The 22,569-nt window shown below is 37.7% G+C and carries 21 protein-coding genes; 3 read left to right on the top strand and 18 right to left on the bottom strand.

The annotated features are described in order from the left end of the window. The first annotated feature begins 5 nt into the window (after positions 1 to 5). Positions 6 to 440, top strand: coding sequence for an acyl-CoA thioesterase (locus MTF66_RS11040; protein ID WP_008114650.1), 435 nt, complete (start codon positions 6 to 8; stop codon positions 438 to 440). 198 nt (positions 441 to 638) lie between these two features. Here MTF66_RS11040 and MTF66_RS11035 read toward each other — a convergent pair whose 3' ends face one another. From MTF66_RS11035 to MTF66_RS10985, 11 genes are all read right to left on the bottom strand, one after another. Beyond that, positions 639 to 1,961, bottom strand: a complete 1,323-nt coding sequence (locus MTF66_RS11035) for a Na+/H+ antiporter family protein (RefSeq protein ID WP_010389979.1) — start codon at positions 1,959 to 1,961, stop codon at positions 639 to 641. Next, positions 1,958 to 3,931 (bottom strand): DUF3488 and transglutaminase-like domain-containing protein, encoded by a 1,974-nt coding sequence (locus tag MTF66_RS11030; protein ID WP_248527247.1) that lies wholly within the window; start codon positions 3,929 to 3,931, stop codon positions 1,958 to 1,960. The genes MTF66_RS11035 and MTF66_RS11030 overlap by 4 nt, the downstream gene beginning before the upstream one ends. Further along, positions 3,924 to 4,913, bottom strand: coding sequence for a DUF58 domain-containing protein (locus MTF66_RS11025; protein WP_374237093.1), 990 nt, complete (start codon positions 4,911 to 4,913; stop codon positions 3,924 to 3,926). The genes MTF66_RS11030 and MTF66_RS11025 overlap by 8 nt, the downstream gene beginning before the upstream one ends. A 4-nt stretch (positions 4,914 to 4,917) precedes the next feature. After that, positions 4,918 to 5,823 carry a MoxR family ATPase gene (locus MTF66_RS11020; protein WP_248527245.1) on the bottom strand — a complete coding sequence of 302 codons (906 nt, stop codon included), beginning with the start codon at positions 5,821 to 5,823 and terminating at the stop codon, positions 4,918 to 4,920. An 8-nt stretch (positions 5,824 to 5,831) separates the two neighbouring features. After that, entirely contained in the window at positions 5,832 to 6,215 is a 384-nt protein-coding gene (locus MTF66_RS11015) for a response regulator (protein WP_055012203.1), read from the bottom strand. A gap of 373 nt (positions 6,216 to 6,588) precedes the next feature. After that, a complete protein-coding gene (locus tag MTF66_RS11010) occupies positions 6,589 to 6,996 on the bottom strand; it encodes a DUF1090 domain-containing protein (protein WP_248527244.1) in 408 nt (135 codons plus the stop codon). Between the two features lie 27 nt (positions 6,997 to 7,023). Next, the gene (locus MTF66_RS11005; RefSeq protein ID WP_248527243.1) at positions 7,024 to 7,992 is read right to left on the bottom strand and encodes an ATP-dependent 6-phosphofructokinase; all 969 of its coding nucleotides are present in this window, start codon (positions 7,990 to 7,992) and stop codon (positions 7,024 to 7,026) included. A gap of 183 nt (positions 7,993 to 8,175) precedes the next feature. Beyond that, entirely contained in the window at positions 8,176 to 8,748 is a 573-nt protein-coding gene (locus MTF66_RS11000) for a tRNA-(ms[2]io[6]A)-hydroxylase (RefSeq protein ID WP_008114635.1), read from the bottom strand. A gap of 68 nt (positions 8,749 to 8,816) precedes the next feature. Further along, a complete protein-coding gene (locus MTF66_RS10995; protein WP_248527242.1) occupies positions 8,817 to 9,455 on the bottom strand; it encodes a sulfotransferase in 639 nt (212 codons plus the stop codon). Positions 9,456 to 9,461: 6 nt separating this feature from the next. Next, a complete protein-coding gene (locus MTF66_RS10990) occupies positions 9,462 to 10,358 on the bottom strand; it encodes a transporter substrate-binding domain-containing protein (RefSeq protein ID WP_055012148.1) in 897 nt (298 codons plus the stop codon). Between the two features lie 6 nt (positions 10,359 to 10,364). Further along, a complete protein-coding gene (locus MTF66_RS10985; protein WP_248527241.1) occupies positions 10,365 to 10,733 on the bottom strand; it encodes an MAPEG family protein in 369 nt (122 codons plus the stop codon). 122 nt (positions 10,734 to 10,855) lie between these two features. On the opposite strand from MTF66_RS10985, the gene MTF66_RS10980 reads away from it, so the two are divergent. After that, entirely contained in the window at positions 10,856 to 12,217 is a 1,362-nt protein-coding gene (locus tag MTF66_RS10980; protein ID WP_248527240.1) for a DUF2254 domain-containing protein, read from the top strand. Here the strand turns inward: MTF66_RS10980 and MTF66_RS10975 are convergent. The 3 genes from MTF66_RS10975 to ggt all read right to left on the bottom strand — a co-directional run bounded on the left by MTF66_RS10975 (position 12,214) and on the right by ggt (position 16,862). Then, on the bottom strand, positions 12,214 to 12,924 hold the full coding sequence (locus MTF66_RS10975; RefSeq protein WP_010389996.1) for an SIMPL domain-containing protein: 711 nt from the start codon (positions 12,922 to 12,924) through the stop codon (positions 12,214 to 12,216). The two genes, MTF66_RS10980 and MTF66_RS10975, sit on opposite strands and share 4 nt — an antisense overlap. A gap of 107 nt (positions 12,925 to 13,031) precedes the next feature. Then, the gene (locus tag MTF66_RS10970) at positions 13,032 to 14,726 is read right to left on the bottom strand and encodes an NAD-dependent malic enzyme (RefSeq protein WP_010389997.1); all 1,695 of its coding nucleotides are present in this window, start codon (positions 14,724 to 14,726) and stop codon (positions 13,032 to 13,034) included. 357 nt (positions 14,727 to 15,083) lie between these two features. After that, entirely contained in the window at positions 15,084 to 16,862 is a 1,779-nt protein-coding gene (gene ggt / locus MTF66_RS10965) for a gamma-glutamyltransferase (RefSeq protein WP_248527239.1), read from the bottom strand. A 95-nt stretch (positions 16,863 to 16,957) separates the two neighbouring features. Between ggt and rrtA the strand changes: the two genes are divergently transcribed. Continuing rightward, positions 16,958 to 17,545, top strand: coding sequence for a rhombosortase (gene rrtA / locus MTF66_RS10960; protein WP_248527238.1), 588 nt, complete (start codon positions 16,958 to 16,960; stop codon positions 17,543 to 17,545). 42 nt (positions 17,546 to 17,587) lie between these two features. Here the strand turns inward: rrtA and MTF66_RS10955 are convergent, their stop codons facing one another. From MTF66_RS10955 to MTF66_RS10940, 4 genes are all read right to left on the bottom strand, one after another. Then, entirely contained in the window at positions 17,588 to 20,089 is a 2,502-nt protein-coding gene (locus MTF66_RS10955; protein WP_248527237.1) for a prolyl oligopeptidase family serine peptidase, read from the bottom strand. 105 nt (positions 20,090 to 20,194) lie between these two features. Then, positions 20,195 to 21,364: an endonuclease/exonuclease/phosphatase family protein gene (locus tag MTF66_RS10950; protein ID WP_248527236.1), complete on the bottom strand. Its 1,170-nt coding sequence runs from the start codon at positions 21,362 to 21,364 to the stop codon at positions 20,195 to 20,197. Continuing rightward, a complete protein-coding gene (locus MTF66_RS10945; RefSeq protein WP_248527235.1) occupies positions 21,364 to 22,293 on the bottom strand; it encodes a putative sulfate exporter family transporter in 930 nt (309 codons plus the stop codon). The genes MTF66_RS10950 and MTF66_RS10945 overlap by 1 nt, the downstream gene beginning before the upstream one ends. Before the next feature lie 4 nt (positions 22,294 to 22,297). Next, a complete protein-coding gene (locus tag MTF66_RS10940; RefSeq protein ID WP_308199949.1) occupies positions 22,298 to 22,522 on the bottom strand; it encodes a DUF2798 domain-containing protein in 225 nt (74 codons plus the stop codon). Positions 22,523 to 22,569 lie beyond the last annotated feature (47 nt).

The raw sequence follows: 22,569 nt of genomic DNA, 5'->3' as shown, positions 1-22,569 counted from the left end.
AGATTATGACTCAAGTAGAGCGCGAAGCCATTATTGCGCAACGTATAAAAGATTCGACCACTTCGGTAACTAAGGCCGTATTTCCTGGGCGTACTAACCATCATAATACGCTATTTGGTGGTGACGCATTAGCATGGATGGATGAAGTTGCTTTTATAGCTGCCACCCGTTTTTGCCGTAAACCATTAGTAACTATTTCATCAGATAGAGTCGATTTTAAAGAAGCTATTCCTGCTGGTTCATTTGCTGAGTTGATATCAAAGGTATCGCATGTGGGGAATACCAGTTTAAAAGTGGATGTTGAAATATTCCTAGAAACTATGCACAAAGATAACAAGCACTCTGCTATTACAGGCAGCTTTACCTTTGTTGCTGTTGATGATAACCACAGGCCAACACCTGTCGTGTGTGACAAAATGCTGCATGGTTTTGAGTTATAACACCTAACAGTAAAAATAATATAAGCACCAATTATGGTGCTTATATTATCAACCATAAAGAACACATCATACTTTATTTATCTAATGGCCAACTTAGCAATTAAACAAGATAAAAAGTATTAGTTTTTCAATGAGCAGGGCGTATTAAAGTAATAAATGAGACTAATAAAAAGGCGTGCAATGCACGCCTTTAAATAACTATAAAACCATAGCGGCTATCCAGCCAAACACCAATAACGGAATATTAAAGTGAATAAAGGTTGGCACAACCGAATCCCAAATGTGGTCGTGTTGTCCGTCAGCATTAAGTCCTGATGTCGGCCCTAGAGTAGAGTCAGAGGCAGGGGAGCCGGCATCACCTAATGCGCCAGCCGTACCAACAAGTGCAGCGGTTGCCATTACAGAAAAGTTTAGCTCTAAACATAAAGGCACAAATAAGGTGGCAATTATAGGCACAGTCGAAAATGAACTACCAATGCCCATGGTTATAAATAAGCCGACTAATAAAATTACTGCAGCTGCTATGGGTTTATTACCGTCAAAAATGGCGGCGCTGCTATGGACTAGGCTAGCAACGTGTCCGGTTTCTTTCATTACAGCAGCAAAACCTTGCGCAGAAATCATAATAAAACCAATCATTGCCATCATGGCAACACCCTTACTAAATACGTCGCCGTTTTCTTCCCACTTAACCACACCAAATACACTAAATATAACCACCCCGACTAGGCCACCTAATATCATTGAGCCACTGGCATTTTGAGCGATCAGAGAAGCAAGCACGGCAAATAAACCAACCAGCATTACCTTTTTTGGGTTTTCAACATCAGCTTGTTGGCTTTGAACTGTTAATGCTGTGCTTGTGTATTCGCGGCGTTTTCGATAACTAATAAATAGGGCAATCAACAAGCCGACAAACATACCAATAGCTGGAATTATCATTGCTAAAGGGACACTGGTATTAACAATCTCAAGGCCATTATCAACTAGATTTTTATGTAATATTGAGTATAAATAAATACCCCCAAAACCATACGGCAGCACCATATACGAGGTGGCTAAACCAAAGGTTAAAATACAAGCAATGGCACGTCTATCTAATCGCAGTTTATTAAACACAACAAGCAGCGGCGGGATCAAAATGGGAATAAAAGCGATATGCACCGGCACCAAGTTTTGAGAAGAGATAGCACAAATCAAAATAATAAACAGAATAAAGTAGCTTAATATGGTTTCACTAGAGCCTGTTTGAGCATTTACTTTAGCGAGTAACTTAGCGGCCAAAATACGCGTTAAGCCTGACTTAGAGATAGCGACGGCAAATGCACCTAGCATCGCATAGCTTAAAGCAATTTCGGCGCCTGATGATAAGCCAGAATTAAAAGCATCAATACTTTCTTTTAAGCCCATGCCTGCGGTTAATCCGGCAACAAGCGCACTTATTGTCATTGCAACAATCACATTTACGCGGACCAAAGTGAGTCCAAGCATTAAAATAACGCCTATAATAACTGCGTTCATAGATTTCTCTGTTTTATAGATTTAATTAATTTTATCAGATCTTTAGCCTGATTTTTACGTTCTTTGGTAAATGGTTGCCTCGCATAGCGCACTTGCTCAAATAAGTGACAAAAGGCGGTTATTTGTTGCTCTGCATAGGGGGCTTGTTGACTAATGTGTTGTAATGTTTGAATAGGCGTAGCATTTTCAGGGTAGTTTATAGTGTGCTTATTAGCCCAACTGAGTATTTGATAATACTCTTTTACCAGCGGAGGTTGTTTTGTTGTTGCCTTGGGGCGGTTTATATAAATAAAATAAGCACTAAAACTTAAAATTAAAACAATAATAACCCCAAGCGGTACTAACCAAACATAAGTGTTACCAAATAGGGACGCTAATAAATCTTGTTGTTTATTTTTATCAAATCCCAGCACCCAACTAGACCATTGATAATCGAGGTTTTCTAATTCAAGGCGAAGCCAGTTTATGGCAGCATAATTACTTAAGCTAACTAAACCAAAATTAATATTATTTTTAAATTCATCATTTAATGCAGCACTCTGTGATAAAGAACCATTTAATCGTTCGGGCGCAACAACCGCTGTTGCATCAAATATTCTCCAGCCTGCATTAGTATATACCTCAACCCAAGCATGCGCATCGTATTGACTAACGGTAATATAGTCATTGTTTTGATTATGCTCTCCGCCTAAATATCCGCTAACTACCCGCGCTGGTAAACCAGCACTTCTAAAAATAAAGGCAGCTGCACTGGCATAATGACCACAAAAGCCACGTTTATTATTAAACATAAATTGATCAAGCGTATCATCACCGTGCATAGGTGTTGGCGTAAGAGTGTAACTGAAACTATTTTGCGAAAAATAATCTAACAGTTTATTAAAAAGCTCATCAGCGTTAGAACTTCTGTTTTTTAACTGTTGCGCCAGTTGATAACTTTTTTGGTTATTACTCACAGTAAGCGTTTTATAAAAACGCTGCTCTACGCTATTAAGCTTCTTAGTCGATAATGGTTTAGTACTAACAGAATATTGTAACACTTTGGATTTATATTGTTTTTTACGCAGTAAACCCACTGAATTGGAAACTACATTTTCATTGTTACTACTGGCATAGCCAAGCCCATATAACCAATCAGCCATTGCTGGCTCAGCAATTATTGAGTATTGAGTGGTGTTTCCATTGCTGCTATTTTGGCTTGGTAACATCATTGCTTGCTTTAAAAATGAAGATGTTTTCCAAGCTTTACCGTCAAATTCATCATGTACAATAGCGCGCCAGTAATAAGGGGGCGTGGTTGAATTATTATCAAACTTCGCTCTAAAAACCAATTCATCGGAGTTTGATAATTTAGCTATATCAAATGGGTCTACTTGTTCAGATAGGCCTGTTTGCGCCATTTTAGGGCCAGGTAATTGCCAAAATGCAGGGAGTTTTGGTAAAAATATTAAGAGTACAACTGCCAAAGGAAAAGCCAGAAATATTATTTTAGCACTTTGTTTTGATGACAGTTTTAAACTATGACTAGATTCAAGTAACCCAAGTACAGCAAAATTTAAAATATACAGCGTACTAATAATTAAAGTGGTAAAAATAGTTTGGCTAAACAAATACACTGCTGAGAGTGAAAAGAAAGTGAGGGTGATGATCAATTGATAATGCTGCTTTGTTTTTGCTTGCAGCAATTTAAAAACGCATGACAGCAAAAGCATGGCAACAAACAGCACCACAGTATCTTTAAAGCCAATACTGCTTAGCATAATAATTAATGCTACTACAGCGAGTCCGTTTGCTAACCACGCATTGGGTTTTTGTTTGTGTTTAAGAGTTAAATAAATATTCCAACCACATAACACGCTAAGCATAATAATAAAGGGTAGGGGCAAGTGTTCTATAAAAAAGCTCACTAAACCTAAGTAAATAAATGACAGAGAAAAATTTATAACGCGTTGATTTTTTATCTCATTCATAATCAGCGCCTACATTACTTAAGGCTTGTAAGCAGCGTTGCAGATGAAGCTTACCTGATCCATTTTCTATGGATTTATTAGGCAATTTCAATGAGTAATTAATGCCGCTTTCAAACGCTTGGCATAATAGGTAACACAATTGCCCTAAGCGTTGCTCGGTATCGCCTGTCATTAAATTAAAGTCAAATTGTGTATCGGCAGATTTAAAATCACTAAATTGTTTTACTAATAATTGCTGAGTTTTTGCGTAGTGTTTCCACGAAACTCGCTGCAATCCCATTTCTGGTAAGTGATTGATTAGACTTTCAAACTCATCATCGCCTAGATGTTTTTCAGCTCCTTCATCATCATTAGCAGTCATTTGGCTTAATTGTTTTTGATTTGGTGTTTTAATAATTGAAGGGTAAACATAAACGGTATGATTTGGTTGAATATAGCTCCATACACTCACCAAACCAAATGGATAATTACTCGCAATTTTTATTGGTTTTAATGAATAGCGACCGCGCTTTAAATAAGGCAATGGTAACTGGCATTGTATGGTATCGGCTTTAACACTCTCTATATAGCAGGTGTGTTCAAAATTATTGGGATAACTTAAGGTGATTGACTGACATGTGTCGTTTGATTTTATTTGCCACACTAATTGAGGTGGCTGTGGCACAAAATTCTCAATAGTATTTTTAAAGCTGACAGTTAAGCCTTTTGCGTTGCTATAACCTAACAACAAGGCAAAAATAATAATCACAAACATTAAATACGCCATAAACAGTATTAAATTATTTTGATAATTAATTCCCATTACAAAATTTAATAGTGCAACAATCGTAAAATATACACCCAGTGTGGAAGGCAAAACATAAATAGTATTATGCGTTAAAGTGATGCTGTTTTTTTTGTGCTTATTTTTTAATAAGGTCGTTAAAATTGTACTTTTTATAGCATGAATAAAAGTAGGGCGTTTTAATTTTAAAATACCCATTGATCTAAACGGGCACTAAAACATGTTTTAAAATGTCTGCAATTTGGTTGTTGCCAGACTCACTATACAAACCTAATCGGTGCTGGCACACACTAGAAAATACCGCTTGTACATCTTCAGGTAGAACAAAGTCTCGACCTTCAATATAGGCCCATGCCCTTGCAGATTTTGCCAGCGCCATACTGGCTCTTGGTGAAAGCGAAGCAGCTAACGATTGAGTCTCACGTGTGTAAGTCACTAATTCAATTATATAATCAATAACCGGAGCACTTAGCGTAATATTAGCTATAGATTCTTGTATTTGTTTAAGTTGTTGCTGGTTAATTCGCTGTGGTAATTGGGAGTAATCGCGCTTTTGATTGTTTAATAGTAATCTTTTTTCAGCGTTTTTAGGTGGAAAGCCTAAGCTTATACGCATTAAAAAACGATCTAATTGCGATTCTGGCAGCGGATAAGTTCCTGCTTGATATAAAGGGTTTTGAGTAGCAATAACAAAAAACGGAGTAGGGAGCGGGTACTTTTCTCCATCTACGGTCACTTGTTGTTCTTCCATGGCTTCTAATAACGCACTTTGGGTTTTAGGACCCGCACGATTTATCTCATCAGCAAGTACTACTTGGCTAAAAATTGGGCCTTTATGAAATGAAAAACTGTGTTCTTTATTATTAAAAATATTGGTACCAATAATATCAGCGGGTAATAAATCGCTAGTAAATTGAATACGCTGATACGACAAACCCAAAACAGCAGCTAATGCATGCGATAAAGTGGTTTTACCCATACCTGGTAAGTCTTCAATTAGTAAATGACCTTCACTAAACAAACAGGTTAATGCTAATTTTATTTGTTGTTGCTTGCCAAATATAACGGTAGATAGGTCATCAATAATAGTGGTAACTAGGTGCTGCATAATGTCCTTTAATCTATCAGTTCTAAACGTTTCATTACGGCATCAACTTTTTGCGCGTTGAAAGGCTTGGCTATAAATTCTTTTGCGCCAAGTTCCCAAGTATTTTGTACGGTCTCAAAACTATTATGGCCTGAGCACATAACCACATGAGCATATGGGTGCTCGTTATTAATCGACTCTAAAATTTCGATGCTTTCAGAATCAGGTAAATCAACATCTAAAAATATAACGTTGGGTGATTTTTCGCTAAGTAAGGGTTTAGCACAATCAAAATTATCACACTCAATAATGTCATCAAAACCTAAGCCGGCTAACACTTGGCTTAAGTCAGCACGGATTTGTTTAACATCATCAATAATTAAAATTGGTTCGAGTGGGCGTACAAATTCCATATGAATACTTCAACATTTTTTACGGCTTGTGATTTAATATTAAGCTAAGCATTAAGGAACCTCAAGGTGATAACTATGAATTACCGTAATAGTCGTTTAAATACACTTAATGTCCGATACCGTCTAGTATTGGACTTAGTGAGCTTGAAGTTATTAAAATAGAGCGCCACGCATGCACTTAAATACTACTGCCTATAATTTATATTATGTTAAATACGGTAGAAGTATACTTAATCAAACTAACTGTCGGCAATTAGGTCACTTACAAACACGGTATTTTAGCCCTTTTATCGCATAATATTTATATTCAATAAAATGCTCTACTTTATTAAATATAAAAACTCTGTAATGACATTTTAATCAACCAAACTATTTAGCTCATCATTAATTGCTTAAGCTGTTTAGTTTCGTCGTTTAGCTTTTGCTGATACTTTTCAACTTTGTCATGCTTACCTTGGCGCTTAGCTTTTTTAAGATCGATTTTATATTCTTCAATTTCTGAGTTTGTATCATCTATTTTTTGTTGTAACTCTGCTTTTAATCCATCATTGGTACAATATGCGTTTAAGTTATTAAGTGCTTTATTGAGACCTGCAACTTTGTGTGAATTACCTTGGCGTTTTGAAGCTAATAACTCGAGGTTAACTTCACAGGCTTTTTTCGCACATCCCGTTAAATCTGCACAATCATCTTTGGCCAATACGACTGTTGAACCGGCTAATAATAAACTTATTGAAATACCTTTAATAATTGTCATTTTATAGTTTTTATTATCTCGCATTGTTCATTACTCCTACTTAATTAGTCGTTAGCGGCAAAATACAGATAACAGCCCTTGCAGCTCTTCATTTATAACATGTTGTTTTACAACATCTTGCATAGGAGTATTTGAAACTTGATTATTTAAAATACCCACCATTTTAGCGCTTTCTCCAGCACATAAAGCCTTAACACTGTGTACGCCTAATCTTATTGCTAGCATACGATCCGCAGCCGATGGGTTTCCGCCGCGCTGTAAGTGCCCTAGCTTGGTTACACGTAAATCTATACTTGGATTTACGGCAGTTATTTTTTCACATACATATTCAACACCATTTTCATCGCCTTCAGATACCACCACGATAAATGCGTGTTCGCTATGATAATCGCTAATCTTTAGCAATAAATCATCGATATCTTTGTCATTTTCAGGGATCAATACTGAATCGGCACCAGAGGTTAAACCGGCATAAGTGCCAATATATCCGGAATCACGCCCCATAACTTCAATAACAAACACCCTATTATGAGATTCTGCTGTATCTCTAATATTATCAATACATTGCATTGATGTGTTTACTGCCGTATCAAATCCTAAGGTGTAGTCTGTGCCTGCAATATCGTTATCTATGGTGCCGGGAATACCAATATAAGGGATATTGGTTATGTGTGATAACCATAAACAGCCTCTAAAAGAGCCATCGCCACCTATGACAATTAAGGCATCAATATTATTATGTTCAATTGTAGCTAAAGCTTGCTGTCTACCTGTCTCAGTTCTAAACCTTTCACTACGTGCGGTTTTTAAAACGGTACCGCCCAAGTGCATACTCTGTTGCAGGCTTTTACAATCAAGTGTCACTAAATCATTATCAATTAAACCCTCATATCCTTTTCGAACGCCTGACACTTTTATGCCTTGTTGTTGAGCGGTTTTTACGATGGCAAATAAAGCGGTGTTCATCCCTGGAGCATCACCTCCAGAGGTAAGCACGGCAATATGATTAATTGGTTGCATCGGTTCACGTCCTTAAAGCAAGCTATACATTAAAATGATAATAGCTGTTTATTGTTAGGCAGTGTTAACTAAGTGCAGTAAAGTTGATCTAGTTATGCGTTATTAAACAATATTTTTCATAACAATAGAGGGAAGTACTTATATTGGCATGCTAACTTGATGTCAACATGCCGTGGTTAGGTATTAATGTAGAGCAGCAGTAAATGGTATATTTTTACAAATTTCTGCTTCTATTATTAATAACTCTTCTAAACGATCATCAACTTCTTGTTTATCAAAGTATTCGTAAGCAAGTTCAACAAATAGGTTTTTATGTTTTTCTTCAGACTTGGCTATCGCAACATAAAAATCTTTTTCTTTTCCTTCTGGTAAGGCTTCGGCAACTAAAGAAAAACGTTCGTGTCCCCTCGCCTCAATTACACCGCCAACGAGTAGCCTATCCATTAAAAATCCATCGCGTCCATGTCTAAAGTGTGCGCGAATTTGTTTAATGTAAGGGTCTTTTTTATCGTCACCTAAATTAGTATCACGCTCAATGAGTAATTTCAGCACTTGCTTGAAATGAATTAACTCTTCTAAGGCTAAGTCAGTCATGGCTTTAACTAATTTACGCTTATCAGGGTAATGTGAAAGCATAGACATAGCCATGCCCGATGCTTTTTTTTCAGCAGCAGCGTGGTCTTGTAAAAAAGTTTCAAAGTCGGCTAAAACAACTTCGGTCCATTCAAATGGTGTGTGGTATTTTAATTCAAACATATGGATACAACTTATAAAATAATGCGTGGATTTTAGCGTATTTAAAAATAAAAATCTTTGCTCGCGGTTTAAATTTGTCTCTCATAAGGTAAAAATTTATCTATCCGCCCTTTCGCTGTCGATTCAATTTTTAATGGATGTTTTATATCATTCCACGCGGTGACCTTACCCCCCATATTCATTTTTTCAAAGCCATTTAACTCAGAGGTAATACTTAAAAAATCACAAAGCTGACTAAAACTGTTAGGTTTAGCTATATCTATCGCTAAAAAATCTTGTTCTCGATTACTAAAATAAGCCTTAGCTTTATTAATGTGTACGTTATAACAATCAGTTAAATACTGGTCGTTATTTATATTCTCTAGTGAAAAGTCTTTAAATGTATTTAAATAACAGCGCTTTAAATGAATGTTAAAGCCACCATCTGCACGGGTTAAATTAGTGTGCATTCGCTGTAAAAGCTGTCTTATTGATGGTATCCATGCAGTAAGCTCTCGCTCTAAATATATAAATTTTGCGCCAGGATAGTATTTATCTAATACTTTAAAATCGTTAAATATGGGGGTGTCTGCAATTGCGACCGCATTATCAAAACAGGCGGTAGTGTATGCAGTATGAGCAGTTGGTATACCAAAATGTAAAAATGCATTACATACACTGGTGGTACCGGTTCGCGGTAAGCCAATAATAAATATTTTTTGTTTCATGGGGTTTTACATGTCTTTTTCTGAAAACCAAAGTGAAGTATTATCAAGTGGTGTTAATAAGGGTAAGTTTTTGTTTTCTAATCTAATAATAATCTTGTTTTTAATATCTGCGTGCTCAATGGCACTGCGATGATACGCATTAAATAAGCGGTCAAACTCGCCATTTTTACGCATGACCGCTAAGCCATTTTCAACTGCATAGGCCAACTCGGGCGTATCTTTACTAAAAAAGAAGTAAATTGCACTTGGGTATTGCAGTATTAACTGAGGAAGAGTTGTAAGTTTTGCATCACCTTTAAAGGTATTTAGCTCCGTTTCAACCTCAAGCAACGATCGAGGAAATACATCTCCTCTGCCTTTTATTAACATATTAAATAATGAACTGTATTCAATTGATGTTGATACCGTTAATCCACTATCTAATAAAACTTGAGTATCTGGCCAGTCGTGACCTTGAATAAAGTGGATACCTTTAAAGTCATCAATTTTTTTTAAGCTTGATAATTTTTTTTGTTTATTCTGTGTAGTGACAAGTAAACGCCACCCGTATAAACCTTTAAAAATAGGCACTCTTACGGGCAATAGCTCTTTTTCTCGCTGCTGTGAAGTCATGGTCCATGCAACGTTGACTTCATCATTATGTATAATTTGTTTTAATGAGCGGCTTTGAGGCATAGAAATACTCGATGCTTTTAATGTATATTTTGCGCCGCTGTATTGTAAGGCCGTTCTCAATAAAACTAACGGATAAAGAATTTCATCTTCACCAACTCGCATCGTTTTAGGATAAACATAATTTAAACCATCAATACTTTGATTGCTATTGTCATTTTCTATTGCCCCTACAAATGACGCCAACGAAGTGGCAAAACATAAGCTTATAAAAACAATAGCGAATCGCATCTTTATTTAACGACTTAACAATAAAATTAAGGAACTTACAAAAAGAATAGCAAATGTCATCATCATACTTAATACACGTGCTTTCAAATTGTTAGTTCTAATAGCTAAGCCATGAAGTGCACGGCTTATAAATAGCAAACCGCCAAGTGCATGCATATAATGACTTGCTAAGCCTTGATACTCTAATAAGAACAGTAAAATTAGGCTAATTGGTACATACTCAATAAAATTCCCATGAGCTCGAGTTGCACGTTCAAGCTCAGGATGACTCCCATTACCAAGTGAAATGCCTTCAGCCTTGCGTATTTTTACAACATTAATACTCAGGTAAATATAATATAGTGCCAGTAAAGCCGCATAACTCGATATAATCACAGTATTTTTCCATTAAATTTTTAAGCAATAATAACACATAACTTAAGCTGTAAAATCACTTACTTTAGTATCAAATATGCTAGAGTGATTTATAGATTGGTATCGTAATAAGTAAGGATAATATGTATTTAAGAACAAAAATAACCAATAGCTACCGCGAAATAATTAACAGTATTGGGTTTTATCCCTCTTTATTATCTGTTGCTTTTTTATTTTTTGCTGTGCTGACGATGTCAGTCGAGTACTTAGCCCCTATTGAGAAACTTAAATCACTAATTTCATTTATATTAGTTGATAGCGCAGAAAACGCACGTACCATTTTAAGCACCCTCGCTGGCAGCATTATTTCGTTAACCGTATTTAGCTTTTCTATGGTGATGGTGGTATTAAATTCAGCCAGTGCTAGCTTATCACCTCGAGTTGTTCCTGGGCTCATTACCCGTAAATCACACCAAATGGTTTTAGGTTTTTATTTGGGTAGTATTATTTATTCAATAATAATGCTGATAAATATCAACAAACTCGATAATGGTAATACCGCTATTCCTGCTCTTGGCGTGTTGTTTGCGCTTGTTTTTGGATTAATATCTTTAGGGTTATTTGTATTTTTTATTCATTCTATTTCAAAAGCAATACAAGTAGATAACGTATTAAATGGCTTGTTTAGGCAAACAAAAAAAGAAATTCAAGACATTATCAATATGCAAGACGAAAACCCCGTTGATAACTTTCCCGAGTTTTCAAACTGGCATTCAATAAACAGTACAACCGAGGGTTACTACAAAGGGGTTCATTCTAATAAATTATGTGCCCTACTAGCAGATGAAAATATTGAGCTGTTTATTACGGTTAAGCAAGGTTATTTTACAGTTAAAGGTTACCCGTTTTTAAAGTGTAATAAGGACATATCTGAGAACGAAGAGTTAATTGAGAAAATTTTAGATTGCTTTATTTTTTATATAGAAGAATACATTAGCGACCATTACCGCTATGGGTTAACACAAATATCAGAAATTGCCGTAAAAGCTATGAGCCCAGGAATAAACGATCCGGGTACTGCCGTTAAATCTATTGATATGTTGAGTATATTATTAATAGAACGACTAAAGATTAATGCAATAAATTATTCATGCTATGAAAAAGATGAGCAACCATTGTTGTACTTTCATGAAACCAGTTTTGATGAACTACTTCATGATAACTTCACCCCTTTACGCAATTATGCAAAAGCCGATGCCTATGTAATGACTAACGTTATTGAAGCATTTAAAAATATTTTATTTATTGCTAATAAGAATGTGGATGCACGAAACAGTGTGTTTAATTATTTAAATGCCATTGTTGATGATATTAATCAGCACATAGTTAACGAATACGATCGTCAAGAGATTAGTAATATGCTGTATGCCATTGTGCGTATTAGTGAGTCACAAGGAAAGCAGTTGGTGGCACGATTTGAGCGCCACCCACCTATAAAAGCTTAATCAATATAATAAATTGCGTAACTTGATGCGCTTATTGTAATTTCACCAGCATGATATGCATCGGGTACATAGTTACTCGGTGCACCATCAGCCATCATTACTTTTTCACTGCGCATGTAAGGTACTGATGGCATATCAAGCGGACTTAAAGACGCACTATATAAGCCTTTCAATTCAACATCAAAATCATCAGTTAACTCTTTTGCCGCTGCTTTAGCTTGTTTAATAGCTAATTTTTGTGCTTTTTTGTGCAGCTCATCATAGTTGCTCGCTAAAAACTGCGTCTGTCTAATTTCATTAATACCGTTATTAACTAAACTTTGTAAAAGCTCAGGGTATTTATTAATCGCAGAGAGTTTAATTGTAAGCGTTCTGGATACTTTAAACCCGGTAAACTCTTGCTTACCTGTTTCGCGGTTATATTGATTATCACGATAGATTGAGATTTGACCAGCATTAATATCTGCATCAGCTACGCCTAGTTTTTTTACTAAACTAATTGCACTGGCCATCGTAGTATCAGTTTGTTTTTTTGCGGCAATTAAGTTTTTATCTATTTCCGTAATACCCACTGTTAATAAAACATGATCTGGCATAGTCGTTACCGATGCTTCACCTTTTACATAGATATGAGGCTCTTCAGGGGCATTAGTTGCATAGGCTGACGTGCTTAGCAAAGCAGCCGTTAAAATCGAAAGTGTTTTCATAGGTCTATCCTTTTAAATTGATTGCCTTAGTTAACACCTTATGTGGTTAATTGCAGATGAACAAGCATAAAAAAACAGGCAAAAGCCTGTTTTTTAGTAATGAAGCATTAAATGCTGCAACGCTTGTAGTTACGATACTTCGGTAACCAGTAGTTTCTGTCGATGGCTGCCCACAGAGCATCATCTGAAATTTCAAGAGCAACGCCCTCTTCAATTGCTTTTTTAGCGACTGCAAATGCAATACGTTTACTTAGTGTTTCAATTTCTGTTAGCGCAGGTAATAAGCTACCTTTGCCCGTATTAGCTAATGGTGATGACTCTGCCAACATTTCACTCGACATTATTAGCATCGCATCGGTAATACGCGTTGCTTTAGCAGCAATTACACCTAAGCCAATACCTGGGAAAATGTAGCTGTTATTACATTGAGGAATTGGGTAAGTAACGCCGTTATAAACAACAGGCTCAAATGGGCTACCTGTAGCTACAATCGCTTTACCATCAGTCCATTTAATAACATCTTCTGGGTAAGCTTCTACCTGTTTAGATGGATTACTTAACGGGAAAATAATAGGTGCTTCACAGTTTGCGTGCATAGCGCGAATAACTTGCTCAGTGAATAAGCCCGGTTGACCTGATACACCAATTAAAATATCTGGTTCTGCACAGTGCATTACATCTAATAATGACGCGTATTCGCCGCTGTAAGTCCAATCGGCTAGGCAGCTCGTTGGTTGCGCTAACATTTGTTGGAAGTCGCGTAAGCCTTCCATGCCATCAGTTAATAAACCAAAACGGTCAACCATAAATACTTGGCTGCGAGCTTGTGCTTCACTGATACCTTCGGCCACCATAGTGCTAACAATTTGTTCAGCAATACCACAGCCTGCAGATCCTGCGCCTACAAACACAACTTTTTGAGTTGAAAGTTTAGCGCCTTTAACACGACAAGCTGCTAATAAAGACCCCACAGTAACCGATGCAGTACCTTGAATGTCATCATTAAAGCTACAAATTTCATTACGGTAACGCTTTAATAATGGCATAGCATTTGGTTGTGCAAAGTCTTCAAATTGCAGTAACACGCTTGGCCAACGACGCTTAACCGCTTTAATGAATAAATCTAAAAACTCATCGTACTCATCTTGCGCAATACGCTTATGTCGAGCACCCATGTACATTGGGTCGTTTAATAGTTTTTCGTTATTGGTACCTACATCAAGCATAACCGGTAATGTGTACGCTGGGCTAATACCACCACAGGCGGTGTACAAAGAAAGCTTACCGATTGGGATACCCATACCGCCAATACCTTGGTCGCCCAAGCCTAAAATACGTTCGCCATCGGTAACCACGATAACTTTAACTTTACCTTTAGTGGCATTACGTAAAATATCGTCAATTTGAAAGCGATCTTCATAAGAAATAAACAAACCACGTGCACTGCGATAAATATCAGAAAACTTCTCACAGGCATCACCCACCGTTGGGGTGTAAATAATAGGCATCATTTCTTCAATATGATCGCGTACCAAACGGTAGTAAAGCGTTTCGTTATTGTCTTGAATGGCACGTAAATAAATGTGCTTATTTAAGTTGTCATTAAAACTTGAGTACTGTTGGTAACAACGCTCAACTTGCTCTTCTATTGTTTCGTAACGAGGTGGAAGTAAACCAGCAAGATTAAAGTTTTCACGCTCTTTTTGGCTAAATGCACTTCCTTTATTCAATAATGGGGTTTCAATTAGGCCTGGGCCAGAATAAGGAATATAAAGATAATTTGGATCGGTATTTGTAGTCATATTTCCAAGCTTTACTGAATCTTAAATAATGATCTGCCATTATCATTGTTAAAGGCTAAATTGCAATGACATTTAAGCTTGTCAGACCATTGAAAATGTACAAATACAAGCGCTACTTTAGTATAAAGCCACTCATATTTGGTGAATATGTTAGCTGCCTGATGTGGGTTTAAAACGTTAAACGCGCATTAAATAATGTGCGTGCTTTGTTTAATGGTTACAACAGTGCCAATTATGTTTAGGTTTGCTAATTTTTTTACGTTAGTTAACATGCTATTTTCAACCAAATAGTTATTAACTATTAATCTGTTACATTTAAAACAGCAGGCAGCAAACCTGCTGTTTATTATACATGGTTTAAAATTTAAATGAGGCTTTATTATTACTTAAATCAGATAACGCCATCCCTTCTCTGCGCGGATCGGCAGCGCCATACAAACGGTTGTTTTTTACTTCTACCGCATGCAAGCCTGAGTTTAGGTCAATAACACGTACATCATGGCCGCGCTCTTCAAGCTCCGGTACAAGCGCTTCAAGCTCAGTACCTTTCTCAAGGCTAGTATAATCATTACGATTAGTAGTACGCGGTAGATTAATGGCTTGTTGGGCATTTAAATCCCAATCTAGAACACCAATAACCACTTGCGCTACATAATCAATAATACGACTCCCACCAGGAGAGCCCACCACCAAACGTAAGCTGCCATCTTGGTTAAATACCATCACCGGTGACATTGAGCTACGCGGACGTTTATGTGCTTCGACCCTGTTAGCCACCAATTTGCCATTTTTACGTGGTGAAAGTGAAAAATCAGTCAGCTGATTATTTAAAATATAACCATTAACCATCACTGTTGAGCCAAACGCCATTTCAATAGAGCTGGTCATTGAAACAGCGTTTCCTTTGCTATCCACAATCGATACATGCGATGTAGACGGCAATTCAAAAGAATCATCGTTTGCATAGCTTAAGTAATCAACAGGGTTACCTGGCAATGCTTTTTGATCTTTTTCAGTAATTAATTTCGCGCGGGTGGCAATATAGTCTTTATTTAATAACTCTTGAGTAGGTACTTGGGTAAAGTCAGGGTCGCCAATGTATTTATTACGATCGGCAAACGCAATACGTGAGGCTTGGCTAAAGTAATGAATTGCCTCTGGGCTATTGGCTTTTATGCTAGCCATGTCTTTGTGTTCAAGCAAACCTAAAATTTGTAGCACTGCAACACCACCACTGCTAGGAGGCGCCATAGAGCACACATTATACACTCGATATTTTATACAAACGGGTGCACGCTCTTTACTGCTGTAATTAGCAAGGTCTTGCACAGATAATTTACCAGGCGAGATTTTTGATTTTTGCACCGCTTTTACCATGGCTTTAGCGTTATCGCCTTTGTAAAACGCATCTATTCCTTTTGAAGCAATATCTTTATATAAATTAGCCAATGGCTGATTTTTTTTAATACTACCTACTTCAATTACTTTGCCATTAGGGAAAAAATACTCATTAATCACCGGCATACTCATTACGCCTGGGTTTAGTTGCCTAACCAGTAACCCATGTAATCGAGGCGATACTTCAAACCCTTGCTCAGCAAGGGTAATTGCAGGTTTAAATAAGCTAGCCCAAGGTAAGGTGCCATACTGTTTATGAGCGCTGGCAAATGCATGTAAAATACCGGGTACGCCTACAGAGCGCCCACCTACAACCGCTTCAATCCATTTTACTGCGTTGCCGTGTTTATTTAAAAACAGGTTTTCATCGGCATTACTCGGCGCGGTTTCACGGCCATCAAAGCTGGTGAGTTTATTATTAGCTTTATTGTAATACATCATAAACGTACCACCGCCAATACCTGATGATTGCGGTTCAACTAATGTAAGTACTAATTGGGTGGCAATAGCGGCATCAACCGCACTGCCGCCTTGCGCTAAAATGGCTTTACCTGCTTGTGAAGCATACGGATTAGCGGCGGCTACCATGTACTTATCGCCAGCCACTAATTGCTTATGTACAACACCTGTGGCCGCTTCAGGTTCACGTGTTTCAATTGTGCTAGCGTTTTGTGCAAACAAAGGAAAAGACAAAGCACTTAGAGTCAGTGCGAATAAACAGTTGAGCTTAAAATTCATAATCACTTAATAAACTTAAATTACATGGAAGATAATTGGCATCTTAAAGTTAAACAGGCACAATATGCAAAAATAAATATAAAAATGATCGCTAAATGCTTAATTTACCTCTTCAGCCGCGCTATGTTTTCCCTCCGTTATGTTTAATCGTATTAAGTACGTTCTTAGCATGGCTGGGGATAAACAACGAACTTGAATTTAATCGTCAACTGATTGAACAAGGCCAACTGTGGCGTTTGTTTACCAGCCAATTTGTACACGCCAATTGGGTGCACTTAGGGTTGAATTGTGCCGGTATAGCGCTTATTTGGTTATTGCATGGTGAGTACACATCCCCAAGCAGATATAGTTTTAATATTGCCACATTGGCAATGTGGTGTGGCTTAGGTGTTTTTTGGTTTTGTCCCGCAATTACAATTTACACAGGGCTTAGTGCCCTATTGCATGGCGTGATTATTTGGGGAGCGATAAAGGATGTCACTGTTGGACTTAAATCGGGTTATGTGTTGTTTATTGGTGTGTGGGTAAAATTGATTGCAGAGCAAGTAAATGGCCCTAATGCTGATATAGGCACATTGATCAACTCAACGGTGGCTGTTGATGCACATTTAATAGGCGCAATTGGTGGCGTATTGTTAGGCGCTCCTTTAATTATTCAATTCATCAGCAGAAATAAAGAATAAAAAAACGCCACATTGTGGCGTTTTTTATTAATTTGCCGCTATTTATAGTGTTTCTTTAAACAACTTATAAATACGACGGTATTCGTCTAACCAGCTCGAAGGCTGCACAAAACCATGCGGCTCTACTGGGAAGATTGCTGTTTCAAAGTTTTCTTTCTCAAGTTCTATTAAACGCTGCACTAAACGCACTGAATCTTGAAAGAACACATTATCATCAACCATAGGCGCATTAATTAATAAATGCTTTTTAAGCCCTTCAGCATAGTAAATAGGTGAACTACGCTCATAAGCTATTGGGTCAACATCTGGGTGATTCAAAATGTTAGCGGTATAGCCTGTGTTGTAATGTGCCCAATCAGTCACAGGGCGAAGCGCCGCTCCTGATTGAAACAAATCTGGCGCGGTAAATAACGCCATAAAGGTCATAAATCCACCGTATGAGCCACCATAAGTACCTACCGCTTGGGTATCAACGTTGGCATTTTCAGCCATCCATTTTACGCCGTCAGCTAAATCTTGTGTTTCAGGTGTTCCCATTTGACGGTAAATAGCAGTACGCCAATCACGGCCATAACCTTTAGAAGCACGGTAATCCATATCCATCACTACGTAACCTTCATCGGCAAGTAATGAATGAAACATAAATTCGCGAAAGTAACCAGACCAACCCATGTGTGAATTTTGCAGGTAACCGGCACCGTGGTTAAAAATAACCGCTTTACGGTTTTTACCTGTTTCACCTTCTTGGTAATCAGCCGGGTAATAAACTTTGGCGTATATTGGCTGATCTGTATGGCTTGAAGGCACAGCAACAATTTTAGGCGCCGTGAGTTTTTTAGCTAAAAACGTCTCAGATACCGTGTTAGTTAAACGAGTTGCGGTTGTGTTTGCTTTAGCCTCAGCCACATAAAGCTCAGTGGGCATTGTGATTTTAGAGTGTCTTAATAATAACTTAGACTGATCTGGGCTTAAGGTGTAATCCGTCATGCCGTTTAAGTCTGTTACTTGCTCACTAACACCTGTTTGTGGGTTTACACGGTAAATTTCGTAAAGACCAGGATGCTCAACATTCGCTTTATAGTAAATAGCGTTATTGTCATCAGTGAGGGTTAAATTAGATACTTCAAATTTACCCATGGTTAGCGCAGTCGCTTTACCATCGAGTGGCTTTTTATAAAGCTGGCTATAGCCCGATTCTTCAGATAAGTAATACAAGGTAGTGGAATTATTTAACCAACCAAAGTCGTTAAAGGCATAGGCAATCCACGCATCGTCATGTAAACGATGTTGAGAGACAAGTTTGTTATTTTCAAAATCTACAGTGGCTAACCAACGATCTTTGTTATCCCATGCTTCAAGCATAATAGCTACTTGGCTACCATCATCGTTCCAGCTAATAGGTGATTGATTCCAACCCCAATCTGAAATAACGTTAATACCACGAGGCTGTTTTTTAGATTTATAGGTTTTGCCTTCACGGGCGTAGTTTTCTTTTTTAACCTCAGCAAGTACATCTTCATCAAAACCAGGTAAAGTATTGAACCCTAATGTGGTTTGGCTTTGATCTGCAAGGTTAATATAAACAAGCTCAGAAGTTTGCTCTTTAGAATCAGCTACGCGGCGGCGAACTTTTTTAGGCTCTATCGTCGCATCATCAGTGATGTAATTAGGCATAATATCGCCTTCACCACGCCATGAGCTTTTTTCTTGTACGACTACAATTAACGCATCGCCATTTGGAGAAAGCTCGGCTTCATCAACCGTGTTGCCATCGCCTAAATAATAATGAGTGTTAGCAATTGAGCTGTTATTAGCTTTTACTTGCTCTTTACGCGCATGCTTATCTTGTTTATTTTTGTGCTGCAGTGCAATGTAATCAATAAGCTTATGTTGCTCTTTGGCAATATAAGTTGATGGTTCTTTTACGCCTTGTGGTTTGTCAGCGAGTTTTAAATTGGCTATTTCGCGGGTTAAACCTGTGGTTAAATCCACTTTGAAAAAGATATTACCCTGACGATACGCTAAGTTACCATCGTTTAAAAACTGTGGTTTTGACTCAGTAGCAGAGCTTTGCGTAATTTGTTTAATTACGCCTGACTTTACGTTTTTGATAAATACGTTACCCTCAAACACATAAGCTTGAAGTGATTTATCGTTAGAAAAAACAGCTTTACTTGAACCAACACGGTGTAATTTTTCTAGTGCCACTTGCTCTGCTGTTTGTGAGTTTACAGCTTGAGTGAATAAATCTCTTAGCTCACTACCTTGCTGCTTACGCGCATAAATAATGGTACTTGAATCTGCACTCCAAAAAGCGCTTTGTGGCTGGCGTCCAATCCAATCAGGATGCGCCATGGCTTGTTCAAGGGTGATTTTTGATTCGCCCAAATCTGCGGGCGTGTTAACAACATTAGCAACGGTGGTATTTGTTTGAATAGATGAGTCAGTAGAAGTTGTGGAGGTTGCGGTACAACCCGCTAACATAACACTTGATGCAACAGCGATTGCAACAAGTGTTTTAGAAGATGAGAATTTAAAAATCATAGTGCTTCTTGACGGTTATTATAATTAACCATATTTAAGCAGAAGCACCTTTATAATTGCAATTATTTAAGATAAACAACGCTGATATTGGGGTGAATAACCCGTTTATTCAACCGTTAAATCAAGCCATACCATGCGGTGGTCGCTTGATGCATTTCTATCTTTAATTAAACGATATAAGTCGCTTTGCTTTTTCGGCCAAAATACACCGCCATCTTTAATGGTTAATCCATAATTTGAAGGCAAAACGTAATCAACCCGTGCTTGCCAGCTAGCGGTATAATTTTTAGCATAAGATTGTGAGTATTGCTCTTTAGCGCCCTCACTTGTTGGAATGAAGTCAGCGTTAATCAATGGGCTTTTAAGTATTTGATCTGTTGTATTGGTGCGCTTTTTATCACCCTCAGCAGTGGCATTTAAGTCACCTAAAATCACAAATCGGGATTGTGCTGCAAGGCCACCCTTTTTACCGTTATCATCATAGAGGTAACTTTCGTTATTAACGTAATCAGCAATGAGCCTAATTTCATCATGGTTGCGAATGCCATTTCTGTCTTCATCGCCATCAAACACAGGCGGTGTTGGATGCGACGCTAACATATGGACTACTTTATCGTTTACCTTTACGGGTATATCCCAAAAAGATTTAGAGCTTAAACGTAAAGCATTCCACTCTGCATCGTTATACCAATTGGTATTGGTTTTTGGGTCAACCGGCATTTTTACATTGGGTAAATCTTTGTGCTTAAAGGTTTGCAGGGTTCTGATATTGTCAAAATCAATTGGATAACGAGATAAAAACGCCATTGCATAATGGCCTTCAAAAAAACCAAAGCCCTGTGCATCACCCATTACACCGGTTTTTTTACCATCGTTGTCTAAGTCAAACTCAGTTGCTAAGCCAGTATTAACGGGGGCGATGTAAACGTATGGGTAATCAATTGCTGCTTGATTATTTTGCCCTACATTTAAGTAGTGGCTTTTAAAATACTCAATACCTTGCTCTTTTGGAATGTAGTCAAACTCATTGAGTAACACCACATCTGGGCGGACACGTTGGATTATTTCAGCAATATTTTTAATTTGCTGGTGGTCTGAACGAAGCGCGTTTACCAATGCATCACTTTTTACTTGTTCATTTTTAGCGGTGTAATTAGTGGCGTCCATACTAACATTGAAGGTTGCTACGCGTAGCGATTCAGCCAATACAGGGCTGGTAGAAAAAACAGCAAATAACACGCTGCTGATTGCTGTAATACTCAGATTACGTTTCATTATATGAATCCATCTATAATTAATAATAAAATAGTGCTGCTGACAATAACCCACAAAGTAATCGCCATCAAAAACGGCTTTATGCCTGCTTGTTTAAGCACTGATAATGACAAACCACTGCCAATTAGGAACAGTGTCATCACTAATAATTGCTTAGCCGCACTATTAATAAGTTCCCATGTGGATGAAAACGACGGCATATAAGTATTAATTAATGCGGCTAATAAAAAACCGACAATAAATAAAGGAATACTCGCCTTTTCGTCAGAGCGCATAAACACTCCCGCAACCGCTGTATAAGGAATGATCCACATTGCACGGGTCAATTTTACCGTAGTGGCAATACTCAGTGCCACGGCACCATAAGTAGCCGATGCCCCCACTACGCTGCTAGTATCGTGAATGGCTAATGCGGCCCACAGACCAAATTGCTGTTGGGTTAACTCAAAATAGTGCCCAATTGCGGGAAACAACAATAATCCCATGCCATTAAGTAAAAATACAATACCTAAAGCAACGGCGACTTCATGGTCTTTAGCTTTTATAACCGGTGCCATAGCAGCAATAGCACTGCCACCGCAAATAGCGGTACCAAATGAAATTAACACGCCTGTATTACGATTAAGCTTAAAAACCTGGGTTAAAATCTCTCCAAGCCCGATTATGGCAGTAATACTGACAATTGTTAATACTAAAGAGCTGCGACCTACCTCAATTACTTCATTAAAATCAACAGCAAATCCTAAGCCAACAACGGCAAGTTTGAGCATTACCTTACTGGCTTTTTGAGAAAGTTCACTAAACGGGTTGCCTAAGGTAATGGCAAATATGGCGCCTAATACTAACGCACTTCCTGCACCTATAAACGGAGTCATACACAGTGCCAGTAATAGTATAAATGTTGGCTTGTGCAGTTTAGTGATAATCACTATTTTAAGGCCGAATAAGTTTATTTGTCAGTTTATGGACAACGGGAGCAACAAATATAACTGTAGGAAAGGCAATGCAAAAGGCAAATAACCAGGCTTTAAGCCATATAGCTACAATATTTTCGACCATACCTACATTAAATACTGAAATAACAAATGACATAAACCCTGACATGAAAAATGCCATAAAAAAAGCAAACACAATAGTACGAAACTTTGGATGGATCATTGAAAAAGAACCTTTAGAAGATAAAGCGATAAATTGAATTCAACTTA

The sequence above is a fragment of the Pseudoalteromonas sp. 2CM39R genome (genome assembly GCF_023161845.1).
The sequence above is the reverse complement of the archived record's forward strand: the minus strand, read 5'-3'. Positions and strand labels throughout refer to the sequence as shown.